The following is a 22,515-nucleotide window of genomic DNA, read 5'->3' as shown; positions in this document are numbered from 1 at the left end:
ATAAGGCTTATCGTCAAACAGAATGGCTGAAACAAATAAGAGAATCAAGGTCATGACAGAGGAGGTAATCAGGACGGCACGTGAAGATTCCATGTCTCATATGCCTCCTCTACCGTCAGGACCGTTGGAACATCGGCATTCTGACTCACGCGGTTGATCGTCGTGGTATAGAAGTAGTGATGGTCCAACACCTCCCTCACCGTTCCGTCTGCCGTGATGCGACCGTCAAACAACCACGCGCATCGTGAAGCATGCCTGGCCGCAAATTCAATGTCGTGGGTCACCATCAGGATGGTCATGCCATCTTGATGAAGATCATCCAACATGACCGAGAACTGATCTTTGGACACCGCATCCATTCCCTTCGTCGGTTCATCGATCAAGAGTAGATCTGGTTCAATGAATAATAGGGTGGCAAGTGCCGCCTTCTGCTGTTCTCCCCCACTGCAATCATGGATATGCTTTTCCAGGATCGACTCAATGCCGAGACGGTTCGCGATGGACCTCATTCGTTCTTCCGGAAGCGGGATGTCGTAACGGACGGCAAGCTCCAGGATTTCTTCCTGTAGCGTTTCACACATAAAGCAAAGCAACGGGTTTTGAGGAAGATAGCCCATTCTGCAGGATGACTTTTTTGAAACATGCTTCACATTCAGCTTCACCTTTCCGCTATACGGCTTCAGAATCGACGCAATGATTTTCAGGAGGGTCGTCTTTCCTGAGGCGTTTCCTCCCACAACCGTAAGAAAATCCCCTTTCCTCACCTCTAAGCTGATATCCTTCAGGATCATGGGTGCACGCTTTTCATACTTGAAGCTTACATGGTTCATCTCGAGAAGGAGTGATGCCTGCTCAGAAGAGACTTCTCGCTTGTGCTCCACCATCCCGATGGATAGATCCGATAGCCAGCGCTGAGCCTCTTTGACAGACAGGGGCACCCTCGTATCGTAAGACAGGTCGGCAAAGGTATAGTATAGCTTCGCAATGGCTGGAAGGAATGGAAGAAACTTCTTGTCCTGGTTCTTCCACACAGTGGAAACGACTGTCCTTGCCGTCCCTTCATAGGCCACGCTTCCTTTCTCCATGAGGATCACCCGATCCGCGATGGGATAGAGCTCTTCCAATCGGTGCTCGACCATGATGATCGTCATCCCGAATTCTTCGTTCAGACGGTGGACAAATTGAATCAGTGCTTTTGCCTGGACCGGGTCTAGTTGGGACGTCGGTTCATCCAATAACAACAGGTGCGGCTTTTGCAGGAGGACGCTCGCCACGTTCATCAGCTGTTTCTGCCCGCCTGAGAGATGTCTTGTATCCTGATCGAGGAGGTCTTCCATACCGAAGAAATGAACCATTTCCGCCACGCGCTGCCGCATCTCCCCCGTCCCCAATTGCTCGTTTTCCATGCCGAATACAAGTTCACTAAGGACGTTATCCATGACAATCTGATTTTCCGGGTCCTGAAACACGAATCCCACTCCCATATCTGACATCCTGATCTGTCCCGTCATCCTCCCTACCGGCGTGAGTTCCTTTTTCAACAGCTTCAGAAGGGTTGTCTTCCCACAGCCTGAAGGACCTCCGATCACAATGAAATCCCCTTTATCCACGGTAAGGGAAAGGGAGCGGATGGCTGCTTGTTCTTCCTCTGGATAGTGAAAGCTTAGTTTGTCGAGTTCAATACATGCCATCGAAGTTGACTGCCTCCTTCAAGTAAAATGGGGAATGCCATCAGACAAATGAACAGGATCAAGATCAGCCAGTCGGAAGGGGAAAATGAGAGTGTCTCAAGCTGGGGATACACATTGAGTGTCCCGATTCCGTGCTGTGCAGAATACACACACACGCCGGCTATCCCTGCTAAGACGATGGACGCTCCCCAATCGGAATAGCGGAATGGGAACAGCTGATAATGCGACCTCTTCCGCTCCCCGAACCCTCTTGCATTCATGGACTCAGCCGTTTGAAGCGCCTCCTCCAACGACCACGTGAGGAGCTTTTGCATATAGAGCATGCCCGTCCTACTCCGCTTCTTCACGCTTCCTTTGAACATATCATGTCCCCTGAGCTTTTGCGTGTGATACAGCTCCTTCCACCGGGTAATGAGTAGCGGTACGAAACGCACCGTAATCATCAGCAGGAGGGCGAGCTGTGGCCACACTTTTGAAAAGAGAAATAAGAATTTCCGCCCGTGGATCACATCATTGAATGAAATGAACAGGATGAAGATCCCCCATAGACTCATGGCCATGATCATCCCGTATGCCACTCCTTCTAGGGTCACGGGATTATGACGGAAATAGAACAGCACGGTGGCTCCCCTTCGGACGAAAAGGGGATTCATGACGATGATGATGAGCCCCATGCAAGTGATAGCAGGCATAGAACGGATCAGTTTCTCCCGGGTTCCTTGAAGGATATTCACCCTGACCAGGATCAAGATGGATACAGACAGGAACAACGGATGGGTGAACATCATCATGCACACACCCGCACAAACGTAGTAGAGAAGGCTTACAAAGGGGTGAAGTTCTTTCAATCTGATTGTCACGTTGCGTACCCCTTTCTTCTAGCGGAACGGCTTGAGCTCCGCTCCGAGATCTTTCCCGAGGTCGATGGTGTAAAGCCACTCAATGCGATCTCCGTCTTGGAGGGGAACCACTCCTGCCCCTCTGTTAGGGAAGATCCCATTCACCCGGTACATCCAACCGCTGCCGGATCCCCGGTCAAACTCAAATAGGTTGTTGATTCCTTCTACATAGGCATTCGCCCCTGTACCACCGCGGAACGACATGGGAATTCCTTGAGAACGTGTCACCTCGATGAGCACATCAAGGACCGTATCCCCATCCTCGATTTCGACTGAAGTCGGAGGGAGCACCGTACCCATTTGACTATCTGCCACAATGGAATAGGTGACTGTCGACGTTGCTGCCTGCTTTTCTTCCTTTTCAGGCTTTGGAGCGGGTGCAGGCTTTTTGGAAGGCTGAGGCGCCGGTGCCTTGCTTTCTGGTTGTGTTGATCCGGCACGTTCAGAGACGGAAGGAGCTTTGGATTCTTTTGGGCTCTCTGTTTTTTGGTTTGACTCTGTCTTTGCTTCTTTCCTTGATGCCGATGATCCTTGTTTGTCTGGCTTTCCTTCAGATTCAAGACGTTCCGTTGTTCCGTTTCTTTCTTCTTGTTGCTGAGGATCAGCCTTGCCGTCCTCTTTTGGGCTTTTAGTGGTTGTGCTGTCCGATTTCTCGTTTTTGTCTTTTTCCTCTTTCTTTTCTTCCTGTTCCTCAGTCTTGGAATGTTCATCGGTGATAGCGTTTGGATCTTTTTGTTTTTCTTTATCCCCGGTCACGGAAGCGACGGAGTTTTCGCTCCCCCCCACTTGCTTACTTGTTGGTGCCTTTTCTTCTTCGCCGGAGAAACCATAGGTGACCCCGATTACTCCAAGAGTAAGGAAGAACACCGTCAGGATCGAAAGTATGAGCTTACGTTGCTTCTTCATCGAACTCCTCCTAACCTTTTATCTCCAACTTCCTCTTCTTCCGTGCACCCCAGAAATAGATCGAGAGACCCGTGAGTAGAAGGAGCCCTCCCGCGACTGGAAGATACCATTCGTTCACTCCTGTATTGGGGAGCTTTTTCCCCGAAGAAGGGTTGGCTGCCGGTACAACAGTATCGTCTTTCTTGTTTTCCTTTGGAGACGAGCCCGTTTTTCCGTTACCCTGTGTTTTTTCTGGTTCATTTGTTTTCTCTTCCTCTTCCGTTCCCGTTGGTGCGGAGTTGAACACAGCAAATGTGCTCAGGTGATCAGGTTGTACATTGAACCACCCATCGGCATAGTCCCCTCCGACATGGTCCCACTTTTCCGTATCTGAATTATAGAAGTAAACGGCGGTAGATGTGCTGTCCACCTCTTCTTCCTTGACGGCGAAGGACAGTTCTACGGCATCTTTCACATCATGAATGCTTTCCCCATCCTGTTTGATGGTAAAGTCGTACACGTTACTAAGAGCTTCCTTCATGCCTTCCATGCGCTGGATGGAGAATTCAGCTTCTTTTTTTGAGAACCCTTTCAATTCAGTCTTCATTTTCACTTGAGATGATTCCAAGTGAAGCGTCGCCTCTTTATTGACCATCACACTCATGCTTTCATCCGGGAAGACGATGGTAACCGAATCGTCCGGGATCTCGATGATGATATCTCCCCCTGCCTTCAGGTTGCTGATACTATCCATCTCGATCGTGTTTTTTCCATCTTTCCATTCAGGCTTTAAGGTAATCTGGTCTAGCAGCTTTGGCGGATCTTCATCTTTGGCTTCTTTTTTGTACTGGATTGTCACTTTCTTTGACACCACTTTTTCATTCTGATCTTGTGCACTGACAATGAGAACATTCTTCCCCTCTTTTAACGAAAGGACGAACTCGCCCGATTTGTTGCCTTCAAGAGCTTGATCATTCAACTTCGCTTCGACTACCAAGGCGCTTCCTTCTCCATCCTTTGCCTCAGCCGTGACCGTCATTTCTGGCGTTGTGACAATCTGGCCATCTTCTACCCCTTTTATCGTGAGGGTCGGATCAGGCATGGCCGTCGGTGGTTCCGGCTCCAATGGTTTAGGGAATGAATAAAGCTTCCCCTCCCCCTTTAAGAATTTCTGATACGCGACGAGGGCCTGCAGGGCTTGCTCGGTCGCCATCCCGTTGGAATTGCCTGGACTGACATGCATAAATCCGCCATCCTCCGACTTGAAGCTCAGAAGGTGGGTGACGAGATTATTGGATCCTTTCGTGAATGCCTTTGACGTCGGATCAATCCCGTTCGACGTCAGGGCAATGATCACCTGGGAAGTGGCTTCACTTGAAGTCCCCCCGACAAATGGATCGTCGAATCCTCCGCTTGATTGCTGTTCTGCAGATAGAAATGAGAGCGCACCATCTACCGCTTTCTTCACATTCCCCTGGGATGTATAGGGTGCCAAGGCAATCAAGGCCATGGCCGTGATATCATAGCTCGGGCCCGACATGTATGCACTGAGGGACCAGCTTCCATCCTCATTCTGCTGCTTCAAAAGCTCATCAATCAGCTTTTGACGTGTCCACTTGGCATCTGATGGCACCTCGAACTGTTGGCTGTCCAACGCGATCAAGGCGAAGATCGGTCCGTTATTCCCTTGAAGGGTCATCGTGTCATTCCCTGGTGACACATCATGACTGTTGTAGATCTTTTCAATCAAGTCCGTCCCGTTGACAGACAATGGATCCAAACCGATGGCCGCCGCCGCAATCACGTGGCGTTCAATATCCGTAATCTTAGCGTATCTCGATGGGTTGATGACCTGGCTATCCACCGATTGACTGAAATGATTCTGATAATAGGCATCCGGCACTGGATATCCCGCTGCCGCAAGTCCTATGGCTTCCCACTCACTACTTACTCCGCTGTCCAGAATGTGATTCGCAGCACCTTCAATGGTTTTATTGATCTCAGCCAGCGAAACATCCGTACTTGTCGCTGCCTCTGCGTGTCCAGACGGAATCCCCGCGACCGGCACACCCAAAAACAACACAACGCTCAATACACTTGCCAACATTGCTTGAAGTATTCTCACTCACATATCCTCCCGTGTCCCTTATCCCCTGTACTAGATAAATAATATGTATATAAAAAAGCCCTGCTCTTCCCGAAAGAAGAACAAGGCTTTGAAATCCACGTGCACATACTAACCCCATGCATACTGATCCACCTCGCTTCACCTTTTACCGGAAGGCTCCACCACTACACATACAGGCAGGTCTCCTGACTCATGATTCATCGCTCCCTTCCGCCTTCCCGGACTCTAACATCCAGTGGCATTTCCGAAAGATCGCTCATCACTTACAGTGGCCGGACCGCTCAGGATTCACACCTGATTCCCTTTTAATCAGCCCCAAACCTGAGGCTGAACCAATATGCACCTATGAAGTTATACTCCTCTCCATCTTAATGGAAACCTTAGCTCAATTCAATATACTGTTAATTGGAGGAATATCAGGAAATGGGGAAGGATGTTGATGGGTGGCGGGGTTTGTCGGGGTTTGTACCATTGAAAATTATTTTACCAATCTTTTTCCATGATAATGAACCTATACTCCTGCCCTCTAATATTGTTCTGAAATTCACCTTTTTGTACAAACCCCGCACGTTCATACACGCTGATAGCACGGACATTGAAGTCCACCACAGCCAACTCCAAATGGTCATAACCGAGTTTCCTTCTTCCCTCTTCAATGATGGAATGGAAAAACAGCTTCCCCTCACCCTTCCCTGTCAATGCCGGCTTCATCTGTATCCCAACTCCCATGATATCCTCCGTTTCATCTCCGACCTGGAAGAACTCACAGTTTCCTGCCAATCTCCCCTCCCGGTCAATGACCGAATAAAATCCTTCCCGATTCCCGCTCTCAAGAAATCCGTTCACCTTCTCCTCTTGAATCGGATTATCATAGAACGAATAGTTGCCTTCATACCTCCACGTGATGAACTCTTGGATGTCTTGGTCTGTCCTTTTTCTTAACGTATAGCTCATGCGTATCACCCTTTCTTATACCTACAGTGTAAAGGCAAGCAAACGCTCATTCTACCTCGTAAACGACTACATAATATATTCGAGGAAAAATAAAAAGCGCCCTCCGGGAAAAACCATCAGACGCATCATAAAGACTATTCTCGTTTATAAACAATCCGTTCAATGCTCTTCACGGAAAGATGGTAGGCAGCTGCAAGTTGCTCCTTCCTCCACCCACTCTTGAACCTCTCACGGATTTCCTTATTTCGCTCATCCAGAGTCTTCCTGGCTCCGCTCTGCTCTCCCCAGGATCGCTCACTGCCGCTTTTTCTCGGGATGTATACATACTCCCCATCCACATAGCCCTGAATGATGGTAATCAATTCATCCGGTAAAACATCTTTTGCCCGCTTATGGCTCATTTTCGCCCCTGCTTCCTTATTAGAATTGGAATAAGAAAGGCAAAGACTGCTCATTAATCATTTCCATCTCCCTGCAGCCTTTGCTGCTAACGGGAGAATACTTTCAGGTTGGGGTATTTGCCCATGTTTGGCCTCCTCGCGTATTTTTTCTATATACTACCATATCTCTTGGTGAATTTCCCTACCACATACACTTTAAAGGCAATTGGTATACTATTTAAGTTTTAGACGATCAAAAACTTAAATTCCCCGTCCTCCATGAGCAGGACTTCCATTTCTCCTTCTTTCATGCCCACTACGTTCATATCTTCTGTACCAAAGGTCACATTGACTGACAAAAGGGATGTATTCAGACCCGCTTCTTGAAATTCTTTCTCAGATTTGTCATGGCCATCTCGGAAAGTGGAGGGAGATGCATCCCCGATTCCGATATGACAGGCCGTATTTTCATCAAACAGGGTCTTGTAAAAGAGCGTATTAGCCTGAGCAAGAGGTGCTTTAGTCGAAACCAACGCAATTTCCCCTAGATAATGTGAGCCTTCATCCGTTTCGATGAGATGTTGCAACGCTTCTTGTCCATTCGCGGCATAATAGTCGGTAATTCGGCCTTCTGTAAAAATCAGATGAAAGTCTTCTATGATATTCCCACCATAGATAAGAGGTTTAGTCCCTACCAGTTTGCCATTCACCCTATTTTTGTGTGGAGCAGTAAATATTTCTTCTGTAGGGATGTTCGGAAAGAAAGGGATCCCTTGTTCATCTGTGACAGCCCCACCGATAAAAACATGATTTTTGGCTAGACCCACTACTAAATCAGTTCCACGTTTATTTGTAAAATGCAGCGCTTCAAATCGGCTCTCGTTCAGGAATTTTTTTCGAGACTCGAAGGCTCTGTGGTGTTCTCTCCAATCATCAATGGGACTCTCCCCGTCTGCCCTAGCTCCACTTACAATCAATTCCCATAATGATTGTAAAGCTTCTTCTTTACTCAGGTTGGGGAATACTTTGGCTGCCCAAGCAACGTACGGGACAGCTATAAGACACCACCGGACCTTGTGGGATCTGACTTTGCTGTAATAATCCTTCAATTTTGTACGTGACGCTTTTTGGAAACGATGAATCCTTTCAGCAGAAACGTCTTCAAAGACATTTTCAGAAATAATATGAATGTAAGCAGCCCCTTCATCATCCCATTCTTTAAAACGGGCAGCCTGCCAATCGGGAATGTGATCGATGAAACGATCTGCTGCATGTATGTAAAACTCTTTGGTAGACTGTTCATCCTTCCAATCAATCACTACATTCGAGGCACCTGCCTCGTAGGCTGCCGTTTGGATCAGACGAGCAAACCCAGCATGTTGGATATCACTATAAATAATCAATAACTGATCCATTTGGAGATTCACACCGGCTCTTACAGCAAGTTCTGCGTACTTTTTCAATTGTGGGTCGCTTATAATCCCTTTAACCATTTACGATCTCCCCTATACTGTTCTGCATCGTTTTGCTAAAGACTCCTGACCTGCATGGCACCGATCTTGGCGTGCGTCAGCTCTTCGTAATCATTTCAATCTATAACGTTCAACACTTCTCTTACTAACCATCCTGCGATCTTGTCCCGATTGAGTTCATCTACCGTTATGATGTTTGCTTCTTTAAGATTGTTCATGTTATTCATTTCAGGATGGGGGTTTAAAGGAATCGTCCCAAGTACTACCTTGTTTGCTGAGAATATGTCTTGAACGATTTTCTTAAATGAATGAGAGAACATCTGCATATACCCGATCTCATCAATCACGATGATGTCCTTGGTACGAAGGGCCCCTTGTAAAATATCTTTGGCAAACAGATCAAACTCCTTTACGTTAACACCATACCTTCCAACCCTGGTTGCGCTGCGACTTTCTACGTTGGCAATGTCTACACTTTCTCCATCCATCGATACACACCGGAAACCTATCCGATCATCGAAGTTGGTCACTTCTTCTGTATAGAAGCCTCCACAACGATCGACGCCGATTTCATGAATGATTTGTTTGATCAACGTTGATTTGCCTATTCTCGGCTTTCCTGAGAGTAAAAAAAATGTTGAATTCATATGTCCTCCTTCACCCAATATGGATGGATTGATTATTTCTGTGTAATAAACCCCCATCACCGCTTTTACATATTATTACATACAAAAGAGCTCACCAATACCCTAGTAGCTCATTTTCAATATTTCTAATACGACTCAGGTATATTGAGGACTTGTTTCGGCAAGTCCTTTTTTGTATGTTTCAAGCCCTCATTCTTGGTGCATATTAGCAAGAGGGGGTGATAGAGTGAAGGATGAAAAGAACAAATCAGAAAACCGGTCTGCAGTGGATAAGGCAAGACAAGACCAACACGACCGGAACAATGAAAATGCCAAGGCCAGAGCCGAACTCGAACCACGTACCCCTCGCATCAATACGGATAATCTCTAAATACTAAAAAAAGCCACCCCTGAAAGAAACCGGGATGGCTTGTATCATTTATTTAGACAAAATAAAAACCACCAAATATGTATTTGGTGGAGACGGAGGGAGTCGAACCCTCGTCCAGAAATAACGGCACTTGTGCGTCTACGAGCGTAGTCGATATATTCGCGGTTTCGCTGCAGCTTATGCCTACCGACTGGCGTCCGTGCAGCTAGTCTGGTTAATCTCTTCCTTTGTCCTCAGACGGTGGACTCCGGCGTAGCCTACTAAGAGTGAGTCCCTTACCCTACCACATAGGCGATGGAGGGAGGAACAGCTAAAGCGCTATTACGCAGCTAGAGCTAGGTTATTGTTAGTTTTGCCAGTTATTATTGGCTTTGACGTTTTAACGTAGACGATCCCTACGGCTCGCAACCCAAGCTCGAACTATCCCTGTCGAATCCGTAACGTCCCCATATGAGGAAGAACGGGAAAGAATAAGTTCTCACTGGTTACTTATTCAATTGTTCTTATCGCAGTCAGTTTGCCCTGCGACACTATTTATTATAACAAACTGAGCGCCAAATGCAACTGGAAGGATCAGTAATTCCCTTTTTGCCTTTGAGCGAGCTCGCGCTGGATCGAGCGGTTAGCTTCCTTGCGCTTCAGATCTTCACGTTTGTCATATTTCTTCTTACCGCGTGCAAGGCCAATGAGGAGCTTGGCGACGCCGTTTTTGATGTACAGCTTCAGCGGGACGAGTGAATATCCTGCTTCTTTTGTTTCACCGATGAGCTTATTGATCTGCCTGCGGTGCAGGAGGAGCTTCCTCGTGCGGAGCGGATCATGATTATACCGGTTCCCCTGCTCGTACGGTGATACGTGCATGTTGTAGACGTATACTTCTCCGTTTCGGATACGGGCAAAGGAATCTTTCAGGTTAACGCGACCGCCGCGGATCGATTTGATTTCCGTCCCCTGGAGGACGATGCCTGCTTCGAACGTCTCTTCGACGGCGAAGTCATGGCGGGCTTTTTTATTCTGGGCAATGAGCTTGCCTTCTCCCTTTGGCATGTGAATCCCTCTCTCTCTTTCTGTGGTGCCATTATCTCATAAATACACCTGTATGGGTAGGATGAAACAGGAGCACGGGAGGATCCCCATGCTCCTTATGCTTACTTTTTCTTTTTGCGTTTGCTTTTTGGAGCATTATCGAAGAACTTTTTATTCTTCTTTTTCTTCTTATTGTTCTTCGGCGGACGTGTGGACCATTCGCCGCCTTCTTTTTTATCTTTATCAGCAGGCTTTTTGCCTGGCTTGCTTGTCGGTTTGCCTTTACGTTCCGGTCGGAATGAGCGGGCTTTGTCGTCGCGGCGACGAGTGCCTTTCATGCCGACGATCTCGAAGTCGATGGCGCGTTCGTCCTTGTTGACGTTTACGACGCGGACGGTGATCTCGTCACCTATGCGGTAGACGTTTGCCGTGCGCTCTCCGATCATGGCCAGCTGACGCTCGTCGAACCGGTAATAGTCGTCGGTCATGTAGCTCACGTGAACAAGACCCTCGATTGTATTCGGAAGCTCGACGAACAGTCCGAAGTTGGTAACGGAGCTGATGATCCCGTCGTACTCTTCCCCGACCTTGTCTTCCATGTACTCTGCTTTCTTCAGCTCATCTGTCTCACGCTCAGCATCGACGGCACGGCGTTCGCGGCTGGAGGTATGCTGGGCGATATTCCCCATCTGTGCTCCCCATTTGTCGCGCGTCGCTTGGTCGACCTTTCCTTCAATCAAGTATGTCCTGATCAATCGGTGGACGATCAGATCCGGATAACGGCGGATCGGTGAAGTGAAGTGGGTGTAGAACTCCGTGGCAAGGCCGAAGTGACCAAGGCTTTCCGGATCGTACTTCGCCTGCTGCATGGAGCGGAGCATCATCGTGGAGACGACCATCTCCTCCGCTTTCCCCTGGACGTCATTAATGATTTCCTGGAGGGCACGCGGATGAATCGAGTTCGCCGATCCTTTCACGATGAGACCGAAGTTCGTGATGAACTCGAAGAAGCGCATAAGCTTATCTTCCTTCGGATCTTCATGGATACGATAGATGAACGGTACTTCCATCCAGTGGAAGTGTTCTGCTACGGTTTCATTCGCTGCCAGCATGAATTCCTCGATGAGCTTCTCGGCAACGGAACGCTCGCGCATGACGACTTCCGTCGGCTCGCCTTCTTCGTTCACGAGCACCTTCGCTTCTTTGAAATCGAAGTCGATGGCACCGCGCTTCTCACGCTTCGTGCGAAGGATCTGAGCAAGTTTCTCCATGTCCTCAAACATCGGGACGAGTGGCTCGTACTTGCTTCTCAGCTCTTCATCTTTGTCCACAAGGATCTTGTTGACGTCTGAGTAGGTCATCCGCTCAGCAGTCTTGATCACACTCTGGAAGATCTCATGCTTCACGACTTCCCCGCTAGGTGTGATCTCCATATCACATGAAAGCGTCAGGCGGTCGACTTTCGGGTTCAGTGAACAGATACCGTTCGACAGTCTGTGAGGGATCATCGGGATAACCCGGTCCACGAGGTAGACGGATGTACCGCGGTCGAATGCTTCCTCATCGATCGGTGAGCTTTCTTTCACATAGTAGGTAACATCGGCGATATGTACGCCGAGCTTGTAGTTTCCGTTGTCGAGCTTTGTGACCGTGACGGCATCATCAAGGTCCTTTGCGTCGGCCCCGTCAATGGTGACGATCGTTTGATCGCGCAGGTCGCGGCGGTTCTCAAGCTCGGATGGGTTGATTTCATCAGGCACTTGATTCGCCTGCTCCATGACTTCTTCAGGGAACTCGACGGTGATGCCATGCTTATGGATGATGGAAAGGATATCGACGCCCGGATCATTTTTATGTCCGAGGATTTCAATGACTTCCCCTTCTGCGCTTTTGCGTCCTTCAGGATAAGCCGTCAGCTTCACGACGACCTTATGTCCTTCCGTCGCACCCTTCTGGGCGGATTTCGGGATGAAGATGTCGCTTGCGAACTTCTTATCATCAGGAACGACAAATCCGAAATGCTTGCTTTCGGTGAATGTTCCGACAATCTGATCGACACCGCGCTCGACGATGCGGACAATGGTCCCTTCGCGTCTTGAGCCTGACGAAGAAGCCGATACCCGTACGAGGACGATATCCCCGTGCATCGCATTGCTTGTTTCATTCGGAGGGATGAAGATATCATCCATCCCCTGCTCTTCCGGGATGACAAAGGCGAAGCCCTTGGCATGTGCCGATACTTTCCCTCTTACCAGATTCATTTTTTCAGGAAGACCGTAGCGGTTGCTTCTCGTACGCACCACCAACCCCTTCTCTTCCATGACGACAAGCGCCTTCACGAAATCTTTGAAGTTCCCTGACCCCTCGATTCCGAATGCTTCCTCCAGCTCTTGTACCGTCAATGGCTTGTAGGCTTCTTCCTTCATGTAAGAAAGGAGCTTATCCACATGCCCTTTAATATTTTCGTCCATGACATTCCCTCCTGATCGTGATTATACCGTCCAGTCCAGTTTCTCCAGGAAGTTGTACACATCCTCGTGAAGCTGCTCTTTCTCTTTATCGAGCGTAATGACGTGCCCAGACTCTTCATACCACTTGATCTCTTTATCATCAGACTCAACGCTGTCATAGATGATATTTGCAGAATCCGTGTTGATCATATGGTCGTTCCGTGCCTGCACGACAAACGTCGGCGAGTAGATCATATCCACATTCCCACGCACATCGGCGATGAGCTCCTGAAGGGCCTTCAACGTATCCATCGGCGTCTTCTTGAACTCTTCCATTTCCTTTTCAATCTGGTCTTCTGGTTTTCCTTCATATTTTTTAAATTCACGGGCGTATTCCACTACCCCGTCATACATGACTTCTTCGCTTTTTATATACATTGGCGCACACATTGGGACAATACCCTTTACAGGTACAGTGTAACCTAATTTCAATGAAAATACCCCTCCGAGCGAGAGGCCCGCAACGGCGATTTCCTCATACCCAAGGCTCTTCAGATGCTCATACCCGTCCATGACATCCTTCCACCAGTCTTCAGGACCTGTATGCACCAATTCCTCCGGCGGAACACCATGTCCCTTATAGTGAGGCGCATGAGACGTATAGCCCTTCTTCTCGAGGAATCGTCCGAGCATACGCACATCCGATGAGTTACCAGTGAATCCGTGCAACAGAAGGACAGCACGTTTCCCCGCTTCAAATGTAAATGGTTTCGGCAAATTGGTTTTCATGGTTTGATAGCTCCTTTTCGATCTCTTTGATGTCTAGTGGCTTGATGCAGCCGTTCAGATTCTTCTCACTTCTATTTTTAGCAAATATCGGTGGGACAATCCACCATTTCGCATTGTTGTGGCGGTTTTGATGGCGGAGGGTTGTTCATAGTGTGAGTCCGGGGCATCCTGATCGGTGGCTCTACGCAGGTAGAGGCTATTTGCTACTTTAATCGAGTATTTGCAAATTTTTTGGAATCATAGCGATTCATAATGGTTCACCATGCATTTACCATCGCCATTTTCCACTACTTTTCCCTTGCGACATGTTTCGACTTTTTTCGCATTGTATTTATGACCCATTTCTCTATCCCGAGACTCGACGATTCTGATCAAGGCGAATTTATTTGCGATAATCAAAAAAATGCCTGCGGAATTTTCGACTTAATTTGCGAAAAAAAGCATTCTATTTGCGAACCGACATGGTACCCTCGTTCTAATTTGCACATCATCCCCGGAACCAGCGTTCATTCGGAGTTATTTGCAAATGCGTCCAAATACGGATGAATCACCCTAACCATCAACTGACGACTACTTACATCGCAAACCCACAAACGAGATTTGCACATCATCCCTTGAACCAGCGTTCACTCGCAGTCATTTGCGAAAACCACCCCATACGGATGAACCACCCTAACCATCACCTGAACACCACTTACATCGTAAACCCACAAACAAGAATTGCACATCATCCCTTGAACCAGTATTAACTCGCAGTTATTTGCGAAACCACCCCATAAGGATGAATCGCTCCGCCCAGCACAAAACGGCCAAGTACAACCCCGATAAAACAAAAAACCTGACCCACAAACGAGATCAGGTTTTTTAACGTTCATTTAGATACGGACGATGGCAACCGTAAGAATGAAGAATAGTACGGCCAATACGATTGTGATGCGGTGCAAAATCAAGTCGAGTCCGCGCGCTTTCTGTTTACCGAATAGCTGTTCCGCACCACCTGAGATGGCCCCTGAAAGTCCAGCACTCTTACCTGATTGAAGCAATACCATGACGATCATGGCGATCGATACGATGATAAGTAACGTGACTAAAATAGTATGCATGAGTCCCACCTCCTGATCCGAACATAACATTGTCTTCATTTTACCATACGGGGGCTGGGGCAACAAGAACATAATGAATATTCGCTTAGATGACGTCCATTAAAAAAATCCCCGTCCGAGGACGGGGATTTCGGCAAACCGGCTATTAGCGGTTAACGTTGTAGAATGTTTTTGCTCCAAGGTATTGAGCAGTGTGAGCCAATTGATCTTCGATGCGAAGAAGTTGGTTGTATTTCGCCACACGGTCAGTACGTGAAGGAGCACCAGTTTTGATTTGACCAGCGTTAGTAGCAACCGCGATGTCAGCGATTGTGCTGTCTTCTGTTTCACCAGAACGGTGAGAGATAACAGCTGTGTAACCAGCGCGTTTAGCCATTTCGATAGCGTCGAATGTTTCAGTAAGTGTACCGATTTGGTTCACTTTGATAAGGATTGAGTTAGAGATTCCTTGCTCGATCCCTTGAGAAAGTTTTGTTGTGTTTGTTACGAATAGGTCATCCCCAACGAGTTGGACTTTGTTACCGATGCGCTCAGTAAGAAGTTTGTGTCCTTCCCAGTCGTTTTCGTCAAGACCATCTTCGATTGAGATGATTGGGTATTTGTTAACCATTTCTTCGTACCAGTCAACCATTTCTTCAGAAGTACGTACAACGCCTTCTCCAGAAAGATGATATTTACCGTCTTCTTTGTTGTAGATTTCAGAAGAAGCTACGTCCATTGCAAGAAGTACTTCTTCGCCTGGTTTGTAACCGGCTTTTTCGATTGCTTCGATGATCGTAGAAAGAGCTTCTTCGTTGGATTTAAGGTTAGGAGCGAATCCGCCTTCGTCACCAACTGCTGTGTTGTAACCTTTGTCTTTAAGAACTGATTTCAGGCTGTGGAAGATCTCAGCACCCATGCGAAGAGCTTCTTTGAATGTAGGAGCTCCTACAGGCATAACCATGAATTCCTGGATGTCTACGTTGTTGTCAGCGTGCTCTCCACCATTGACGATGTTCATCATTGGTACTGGAAGTTGCTTCGCGTTGAATCCACCAAGGTATTGGTACAATTCTACTCCGAAGAAGTCAGCAGCTGCGCGTGCAACGGCCATAGATACACCAAGAATTGCGTTGGCGCCTAGTTTACCTTTGTTTTCAGTTCCATCAAGAGCGATCATTGCTTGGTCGATGGCAACTTGTTCTGTTACATCGTAACCGATGATTTCTTCAGCGATTTCGTTGTTCACGTTATCGACTGCTTTTTCTACACCTTTACCTAGGTAGCGGCCTTTGTCGCCGTCACGAAGTTCAACTGCTTCGTATTCACCAGTTGAAGCACCAGATGGAACAAGTGCGCGTCCGAAAGCTCCGGATTGAGTGTAAACTTCTACTTCGATTGTCGGGTTACCACGGGAGTCAAGGACTTCGCGTGCGTATACATCAGTAATGATTGGCATGAAAAAACTCTCCTTTTTATAGGTGATTTTAGTTTAAAAGCTCTTACCGTCCGGGTACCCCTGCAGGTCGGCACGCCGGCAGGTTTACTTCTTAATGAGGGATTTACCCGTCATTTCTTCCGGTTGATCGACGTTCAAGAGGTCAAGCATCGTTGGGGCAAGATCACCAAGGATCCCTCCGTCACGAAGTTCAAGGCCTTCTTTTGTCACGATGACCGGTACCGGGTTGGTCGTGTGGGCAGTCATTGGGTCGCCGTCTTCTGTGATTACTTCATCTGCATTCCCATGGTCCGCAGTGATGATGGCCGTGCCACCTTTTTCAGTGATCAAGTCGATGATTTTGCCAAGACATTCGTCCACGGTTTCGATCGCTTTGATCGTTGGTTCAAGCATTCCGGAGTGACCAACCATATCAGGGTTGGCGAAGTTCAGGATGATGGCATCCTGGCGATCTTCACGGATCTCTTTAAGAAGGGCGTCCGTCACTTCGTATGCGCTCATTTCAGGTTTCAAGTCGTATGTTGCCACTTTAGGTGAGTCGATGAGGATGCGCTTTTCCCCTTCGAATTCCGCTTCACGGCCGCCGCTCATGAAGAATGTCACGTGCGGGTATTTTTCCGTTTCAGCGATACGGAGCTGTTTCAAGCCGTTTTGGGCAAGAACTTCCCCTAGTGTATTATCAAGGTTCGTCGGTTTGAACGCCACATATCCGTCAACCGTTTCACTGAACTTCGTCAGGCAGACAAAGTGCAGGTTCTTAGGGAACTTGTCCCCGCGGTCGAATGAACGGAAGTCCTGATTGGCAAACGTATTCGAGATCTGGATAGCACGGTCGGGACGGAAGTTGTAGAAGATCACAGAATCGTCATCCTGGATCGTTGCAACCGGCTCGCCGCTTTCCTTTGTGATCACGGATGGGATGACGAATTCGTCATAGATTCCATTTTCGTAGGAATCGTTCACCAATTCGATTGGATCCGTGTACGTAGGGCCTTCGCCGTATACCATGGCACGATAGGATTTCTCCACGCGCTCCCAGCGCTTATCGCGGTCCATTGAGTAATAGCGGCCAGAAATCGTCGCGAATTGACCGATACCGATTTCTTTCATTTTTGCTTGTGCATCTTCAATGTACTTCTTCGCGGTCTTAGGACCGACATCACGACCATCAAGGAACGCATGGACATAAACCTCTTCCATTCCTTCTTTGGCTGCGAGGCGAAGGAGGGCATACATATGCTCGATATGACTGTGAACCCCTCCATCGGATAGAAGACCGAAGATGTGAAGCTTCTTGTCGTGCTTTTTCGCGTGCTCGATGGCATCTTTGAAGGTTTCGTTCTTCTCGAACTCTCCTTCACGGATGGCAAGGTTCACGCGCGTGAGGCTTTGATACACGATGCGGCCGGCACCGATGTTCAAGTGACCCACTTCAGAGTTACCCATCTGACCGTCAGGCAGACCTACTGCTTCACCGCTTGCAGTCAGCTGATTGTGAGGGTATTGGTTCCAAAGGCGGTCGAAGTTCGGCTTGTTGGCCTGAGCAACCGCATTTCCTTCTTTCACATCACGGAAGGCGAAGCCGTCCAGGATGATGAGTGCTACTGGAGACTTACTCATGAGAGCTCGCCCCTTCTAGAAGCTGAAGGAAGCTTTGTGGTTCAAGGCTTGCGCCACCGACCAATGCACCATCGATATCAGGCTGTGCCATGTATTCTTTGATGTTGGCAGGTTTTACGCTTCCGCCGTACTGGATGCGGACTGCATCGGCAGCTTCTTGACCGAACTCAGAAGCCACAACTTGACGGATGTGGGCACATACTTCGTTCGCATCTTCAGCCGTTGAAGATTTACCGGTACCGATTGCCCAGATTGGCTCATAGGCGATGACGGTATTCTTCACTTGATCAGCAGAAAGTCCGGCAAGGGCCTTCTTCACTTGATCTCCGACTAGCTCATTTGTTTCGTTGTTCTCACGTTGTTCAAGTGTTTCACCGACACATACGATCGGAGTCAGGCTGTGTTTGAAGGCAGCGATCGTCTTCTTGTTCACAGACTCATCCGTTTCGTTGAACATTTCACGGCGTTCTGAGTGTCCAAGGATGACATATTTCACTCCAAGATCTTGAAGGGCTACAGGGCTGACTTCGCCTGTGAACGCTCCGTTTTCTTCGAAGTGCATGTTTTGGGCACCGATTTCTACTTTGTAGTTCTTCGTGCTGTTTACAAGGCTTTCAAGGAAAAGCGCTGGTGAACAGATCACGGATTCAACTACATCTGTATCAGGAACGAGTCCTTGTACTTCTTCGGTGAAAGATTTAGCTTCACCGAGTGTTTTGTTCATCTTCCAGTTACCTGCGATGATCGGTTTACGCATTCTACTCATCCTTTCGATTGTTTTCTAAACGCATTTAGAAACAGGGATTATTTATCGTTCAGAGCTGTGACTCCAGGAAGTTCTTTCCCTTCCATGAACTCGAGAGATGCTCCTCCGCCTGTAGAAATATGACTCATTTTATCAGCATATCCGAACTTCTCGACTGCTGCTGCAGAGTCTCCGCCACCGATTACAGAGTATGTATCTGTTGAATCGGCCAATGCCTCTGCTACGGCTTTCGTACCGTTGGCGAATGTATCCATTTCGAATACGCCCATTGGTCCGTTCCAGATGACAAGTTTAGAGCTCTTGATTGCATCGCTGAAGATTTCACGCGTTTTAGGACCGATATCCATTGCTTCCCAATCAGATGGGATGGAGTCGATGCCCACTTCCTGTGTATTCGCATCATTAGAGAAGTCATCCCCAACAACCACGTCTACCGGCATAAGGAAGTTCACGCCTTTGTCTTTCGCTTTTTGCATGAATTGTTTCGCTAGATCGATTTTGTCTTCTTCAAGAAGGGATTGACCGATTTCGTAGCCGTTTGCTTTTACGAATGTGTAAGCAAGTCCGCCTCCGATGATCAAGTTGTCCACTTTATCGAGAAGGTTGTCGATGACACCGATCTTATCTTTTACTTTCGCTCCACCAACGATGGCCGTGAAAGGACGTTCTGGGTTTGATAGTGCCTTACCAAGGACTTCAAGCTCTTTCTCCATAAGAAGACCTGCAACTGCCGGGATGTGCTCGGCGATCCCTGCTGTTGAAGCGTGGGCACGGTGAGCTGCACCGAATGCATCGTTCACATAAAGATCTGCAAGTGCTGCAAATTCTTTCGCAAGCTCAGGATCGTTTTTCGTTTCACCTGGGTAGAAACGAACGTTTTCAAGGACAAGGACGTCTCCGTCTTTCATCTCTGAAACTTTTGCCTGAACGGCTTCACCGTATGCTTCGTCTGCTTTGGCAACGTCTTTGCCAAGAAGCTCTGATAGACGGTTTGCAACAGGTGTCAAACGGAGTTCTTCTACCACTTCACCATTTGGACGTCCAAGATGGCTTGCAAGAAGGACTTTCGCTCCGCCTTCTACTAGATGTTTGATGGTAGGCAGTGCTGCCTGGATACGCGTTTCATCGGTGATCTTCCCGTCTGCCATCGGCACGTTGAAGTCTACGCGGCAAAATACGCGTTTCCCTTTCACATCGACGTCTTTGATCGATTTTTTGTTCATGGAAAAAGGCCTCCTTCAGTTATCAAATTCTACTCTTTTTTCAAGAAACTTGAAATCAGAATAGGAAAGGGGAGAGGGGAATGTTCCCCGCTCCCCTTCGACACATCTTCATTATAGATGGTGGGACAAAATATATCCATCCATCACCTAGATGTCAAAAACCAAACGCGTTTGAATTATAGTCCTTTTGAAGCTACGAAGCCTGCAAGGTCAACGACACGGTTAGAGTATCCGCTCTCGTTATCGTACCAAGAGATTACTTTTACCATGTTGTCTTCAAGAACCATAGTAGATAGAGCATCGATTGTTGAAGAAGCAGGGCTGCCATTGTAGTCAGTAGATACTAGTGGCTCGTCGCTGTAAGCAAGGATTCCTTTAAGATCACCTTCAGCTGCTTCTTTAAGAGCTGCGTTTACATCTTCAGCTGTTACGTTTTTGTCCAATTCTGCAACAAGGTCAACTAGTGACACGTTTGGAGTTGGAACGCGGACAGCTCCACCGTTCAATTTGCCTTTAAGTTCTGGAAGAACTAGAGATACCGCTTTAGCTGCACCAGTTGTAGTTGGGATCATGTTCTCAGCAGCTGCACGTGCACGACGGTAGTCTTTGTGTGGCAAATCAAGGATTTGCTGATCATTTGTGTAAGAGTGGATTGTAGTCATCATTCCACGTTTTACGCCGAATTTATCGTTAAGTACTTTTGCGAATGGAGCAAGGCAGTTAGTAGTACAAGATGCGTTAGAGATAACATCATGGCTAGCTGCGTCGTATTTGTCGTGGTTAACGCCCATTACGATTGTGATGTCTTCATCAGATGCAGGAGCAGAGATGATGACTTTTTTAGCGCCAGCTTCGATATGTTTCGCAGCATCTGCACGTTTTGTGAAGCGACCAGTAGATTCTACGACGATTTCAACGCCAAGGTCTCCCCATCCAAGTTGAGCTGGGTCACGCTCAGCCAATACTTTTACTTTTTTGCCGCCGACTACTAGGTAGTCACCGTCAACAGTAACTTCTTGGTCAAGTTTCCCGTGAACTGTGTCATATTGTAAAAGGTGTGCAAGCATGTTTGCATCAGTCAAGTCGTTGACTGCCACTACCTCTACATCGTTGCTTTTAAGTGCTGCACGGAATACGTTACGTCCGATACGTCCAAATCCGTTAATACCAATTTTTGTTGCCATGATTAATTTCCTCCTTTAGATCGTTAAGGATGATTTTATATTTCAAAAGGGATTTACCCTTTCAAAAGCGCTTTTGCTGCTCCTTCGTCCGTAATGAGGACGGTTGAAGATGGAGCACTTTTCATATATGCCCGGATCGCTTTTGCCTTCGAGCTTCCGCCCGCTACGGCGATGACGTGCTCGATATGGCTCAGGTCCTCGAGCTGCAGTCCGATGGTCGGCACCTTATGTACCACTTCGCCTTCTTCATTGAAGTAGTAGCCGAATGATTCCCCGACGGCCTGCCCGTCGATGATCTTCTGATAATCGGCTTCCGACGTTTTCCGTCTCTCGGCCATGGTGATCGCATCTCCGATTCCATGGAGGACCATGTTGGCGGATTTGATCATGGTGAGGACTTCTTTGATCATCGGTTCCTTCAGGAAGGACTTGTAGACTTCTTTGCTTACCTGGTCAGGCACATAGAGGACGCGATGACGCGATTTCGTATGCTCGGCCATCTTGGAACAGATGGTGTTTGCCTGATTTTTGACGTCTTCCCCGATCCCCCCTCTTGCTGGAACGAATAAGGTTTCTGATGACGTCAGGTCCGGTGTCAGCATTTCAGCTACAGAGGCCATGGTTGAACCGCCAGTCACAGCGATTGTAGTATTCCCCTTTAGGCGGCGTTTCATACTGGATGCTGTCGCACGCCCCAATTCTTCCTTTACCCACGGTGACTCGTCGCTATTCCCCGGAACGATTACAATTTCATGAAGATTGAGTAACGATTTGAGCCGTTGCTCCATTTCATTAATTCCCGAAATCTCCCTCATCATGCATTCAATTTTTTCCAAGAGCTCCATTCCGTCTTCGGTCATGAGCATTCCGGACGTCTTGATGTCGATGAGATCCTGATTTTTCAGGAATTCAACTTCGCTCCTGAGTACGCGCTCCGTCAGCCCCAGGTTCTGTGCCAGGCTTCTGCGGCCGACCGGCTGCATGAAGCGGATGGAACGGAGAATCTGATGCCTTTTTTGCATAACTTCAAGCAGGTCAGGTAATAATCGCTTTTGTATATCAATGATTGATTCCATGTACAAAGCCCCTTCAAAAACCGAAGTAAAAGGTCCAATAATCCGCTGGACTGCAAAAGTCCCGGTTAGACATATTGTGTCCCACTTACTCCAAAAAAAATTCACACCCTGCTTTCATCTTCAATTCTAGCAGGGTGTGAATGCGAATTCAACTGGAAACTATCGAGTTTTTTTATGTAAACGCTTGCTCATCGTAAAAAGATCAATTTGTCCATATTGGAGGATTTCTCCGTCCATTTCTACTACGGGAATCATGAGACCGAACCTCTCTGTCCACTCGTCCCGCTCCTCGATATCCCGCTCGATCAGCTTGAAAGGAAAATCGTCCCTCAGCAAGTTGATGGTACGCTTGGCCTCTTCACATAAACCACACCGACGGCGGGTGTAAAAAATCAATTCTTTCATCCAATCACC

20 protein-coding genes, 1 other RNA gene and 1 riboswitch are annotated in these 22,515 nt (G+C 47.8%); of the genes, 1 reads left to right on the top strand and 20 read right to left on the bottom strand.

Annotation, left to right across the window (positions count from 1 at the left end; all coding sequences use genetic code 11):
* Positions 1-68: 68 nt before the first annotated feature.
* From ACNA6I_RS17790 to ACNA6I_RS17755, 8 genes are all read right to left on the bottom strand, one after another.
* Positions 69-1,691 carry an ABC transporter ATP-binding protein gene (locus ACNA6I_RS17790; RefSeq protein ID WP_416313896.1) on the bottom strand — a complete coding sequence of 541 codons (1,623 nt, stop codon included), beginning with the start codon at positions 1,689-1,691 and terminating at the stop codon, positions 69-71.
* The gene (locus ACNA6I_RS17785; protein WP_416313895.1) at positions 1,664-2,551 is read right to left on the bottom strand and encodes an energy-coupling factor transporter transmembrane component T; all 888 of its coding nucleotides are present in this window, start codon (positions 2,549-2,551) and stop codon (positions 1,664-1,666) included. The genes ACNA6I_RS17790 and ACNA6I_RS17785 overlap by 28 nt, the downstream gene beginning before the upstream one ends.
* Positions 2,552-2,569: 18 nt before the next feature.
* On the bottom strand, positions 2,570-3,496 hold the full coding sequence (locus ACNA6I_RS17780) for a DUF4430 domain-containing protein (RefSeq protein ID WP_416313894.1): 927 nt from the start codon (positions 3,494-3,496) through the stop codon (positions 2,570-2,572).
* Positions 3,497-3,506: 10 nt separating this feature from the next.
* Positions 3,507-5,600, bottom strand: coding sequence for an LPXTG cell wall anchor domain-containing protein (locus ACNA6I_RS17775; protein WP_416313893.1), 2,094 nt, complete (start codon positions 5,598-5,600; stop codon positions 3,507-3,509).
* A 160-nt stretch (positions 5,601-5,760) separates the two neighbouring features.
* Positions 5,761-5,955, bottom strand: a riboswitch (cobalamin riboswitch).
* Positions 5,956-6,086: 131 nt separating this feature from the next.
* Complete coding sequence (locus tag ACNA6I_RS17770; protein ID WP_048014535.1) at positions 6,087-6,557, bottom strand: GNAT family N-acetyltransferase; 471 nt, start codon at positions 6,555-6,557, stop codon at positions 6,087-6,089.
* A gap of 134 nt (positions 6,558-6,691) precedes the next feature.
* The gene (locus ACNA6I_RS17765) at positions 6,692-6,958 is read right to left on the bottom strand and encodes a CD3324 family protein (RefSeq protein WP_416313892.1); all 267 of its coding nucleotides are present in this window, start codon (positions 6,956-6,958) and stop codon (positions 6,692-6,694) included.
* A 224-nt stretch (positions 6,959-7,182) separates the two neighbouring features.
* Positions 7,183-8,430: an aminopeptidase gene (locus tag ACNA6I_RS17760; protein WP_416313891.1), complete on the bottom strand. Its 1,248-nt coding sequence runs from the start codon at positions 8,428-8,430 to the stop codon at positions 7,183-7,185.
* Between the two features lie 95 nt (positions 8,431-8,525).
* On the bottom strand, positions 8,526-9,056 hold the full coding sequence (locus ACNA6I_RS17755) for a nucleoside-triphosphatase (protein ID WP_416313890.1): 531 nt from the start codon (positions 9,054-9,056) through the stop codon (positions 8,526-8,528).
* A 226-nt stretch (positions 9,057-9,282) separates the two neighbouring features.
* Between ACNA6I_RS17755 and ACNA6I_RS17750 the strand changes: the two genes are divergently transcribed.
* The gene (locus ACNA6I_RS17750; RefSeq protein WP_159130029.1) at positions 9,283-9,426 is read left to right on the top strand and encodes a hypothetical protein; all 144 of its coding nucleotides are present in this window, start codon (positions 9,283-9,285) and stop codon (positions 9,424-9,426) included.
* Between the two features lie 84 nt (positions 9,427-9,510).
* Here ACNA6I_RS17750 and ssrA read toward each other — a convergent pair.
* The 12 genes from ssrA to ACNA6I_RS17690 all read right to left on the bottom strand — a co-directional run bounded on the left by ssrA (position 9,511) and on the right by ACNA6I_RS17690 (position 22,506).
* Positions 9,511-9,874, bottom strand: a transfer-messenger RNA (tmRNA) gene (gene ssrA, locus ACNA6I_RS17745).
* Between the two features lie 125 nt (positions 9,875-9,999).
* Positions 10,000-10,473, bottom strand: a complete 474-nt coding sequence (smpB, locus tag ACNA6I_RS17740; RefSeq protein WP_048006753.1) for an SsrA-binding protein SmpB — start codon at positions 10,471-10,473, stop codon at positions 10,000-10,002.
* Positions 10,474-10,574: 101 nt separating this feature from the next.
* Positions 10,575-12,923: a ribonuclease R gene (gene rnr, locus ACNA6I_RS17735; protein WP_416313889.1), complete on the bottom strand. Its 2,349-nt coding sequence runs from the start codon at positions 12,921-12,923 to the stop codon at positions 10,575-10,577.
* 21 nt (positions 12,924-12,944) lie between these two features.
* Positions 12,945-13,691 carry an alpha/beta hydrolase gene (locus ACNA6I_RS17730; RefSeq protein WP_048006751.1) on the bottom strand — a complete coding sequence of 249 codons (747 nt, stop codon included), beginning with the start codon at positions 13,689-13,691 and terminating at the stop codon, positions 12,945-12,947.
* Between the two features lie 875 nt (positions 13,692-14,566).
* Positions 14,567-14,794, bottom strand: a complete 228-nt coding sequence (gene secG / locus ACNA6I_RS17725; protein ID WP_048006750.1) for a preprotein translocase subunit SecG — start codon at positions 14,792-14,794, stop codon at positions 14,567-14,569.
* A gap of 145 nt (positions 14,795-14,939) precedes the next feature.
* Positions 14,940-16,232, bottom strand: coding sequence for a phosphopyruvate hydratase (gene eno, locus ACNA6I_RS17720; RefSeq protein WP_048006749.1), 1,293 nt, complete (start codon positions 16,230-16,232; stop codon positions 14,940-14,942).
* Between the two features lie 84 nt (positions 16,233-16,316).
* On the bottom strand, positions 16,317-17,852 hold the full coding sequence (gene gpmI / locus ACNA6I_RS17715; RefSeq protein ID WP_416313888.1) for a 2,3-bisphosphoglycerate-independent phosphoglycerate mutase: 1,536 nt from the start codon (positions 17,850-17,852) through the stop codon (positions 16,317-16,319).
* Complete coding sequence (gene tpiA / locus ACNA6I_RS17710) at positions 17,845-18,609, bottom strand: triose-phosphate isomerase (RefSeq protein ID WP_048006747.1); 765 nt, start codon at positions 18,607-18,609, stop codon at positions 17,845-17,847. The genes gpmI and tpiA overlap by 8 nt, the downstream gene beginning before the upstream one ends.
* Before the next feature lie 47 nt (positions 18,610-18,656).
* Complete coding sequence (locus ACNA6I_RS17705; RefSeq protein ID WP_048015739.1) at positions 18,657-19,841, bottom strand: phosphoglycerate kinase; 1,185 nt, start codon at positions 19,839-19,841, stop codon at positions 18,657-18,659.
* A gap of 176 nt (positions 19,842-20,017) precedes the next feature.
* On the bottom strand, positions 20,018-21,025 hold the full coding sequence (gap, locus tag ACNA6I_RS17700; protein WP_048006745.1) for a type I glyceraldehyde-3-phosphate dehydrogenase: 1,008 nt from the start codon (positions 21,023-21,025) through the stop codon (positions 20,018-20,020).
* 53 nt (positions 21,026-21,078) lie between these two features.
* Positions 21,079-22,101, bottom strand: coding sequence for a sugar-binding transcriptional regulator (locus ACNA6I_RS17695; protein ID WP_251529141.1), 1,023 nt, complete (start codon positions 22,099-22,101; stop codon positions 21,079-21,081).
* A 159-nt stretch (positions 22,102-22,260) separates the two neighbouring features.
* Positions 22,261-22,506: a glutaredoxin family protein gene (locus tag ACNA6I_RS17690; protein WP_416313887.1), complete on the bottom strand. Its 246-nt coding sequence runs from the start codon at positions 22,504-22,506 to the stop codon at positions 22,261-22,263.
* Positions 22,507-22,515: the final 9 nt, after the last annotated feature.

It is taken from the genome of Rossellomorea sp. FS2 (assembly GCF_047915635.1).
In the GTDB taxonomy this organism is placed as follows: Bacteria; Bacillota; Bacilli; order Bacillales; family Bacillaceae_B; genus Rossellomorea; species Rossellomorea marisflavi_A.
The sequence above is the reverse complement of the archived record's forward strand: the minus strand, read 5'-3'. Positions and strand labels throughout refer to the sequence as shown.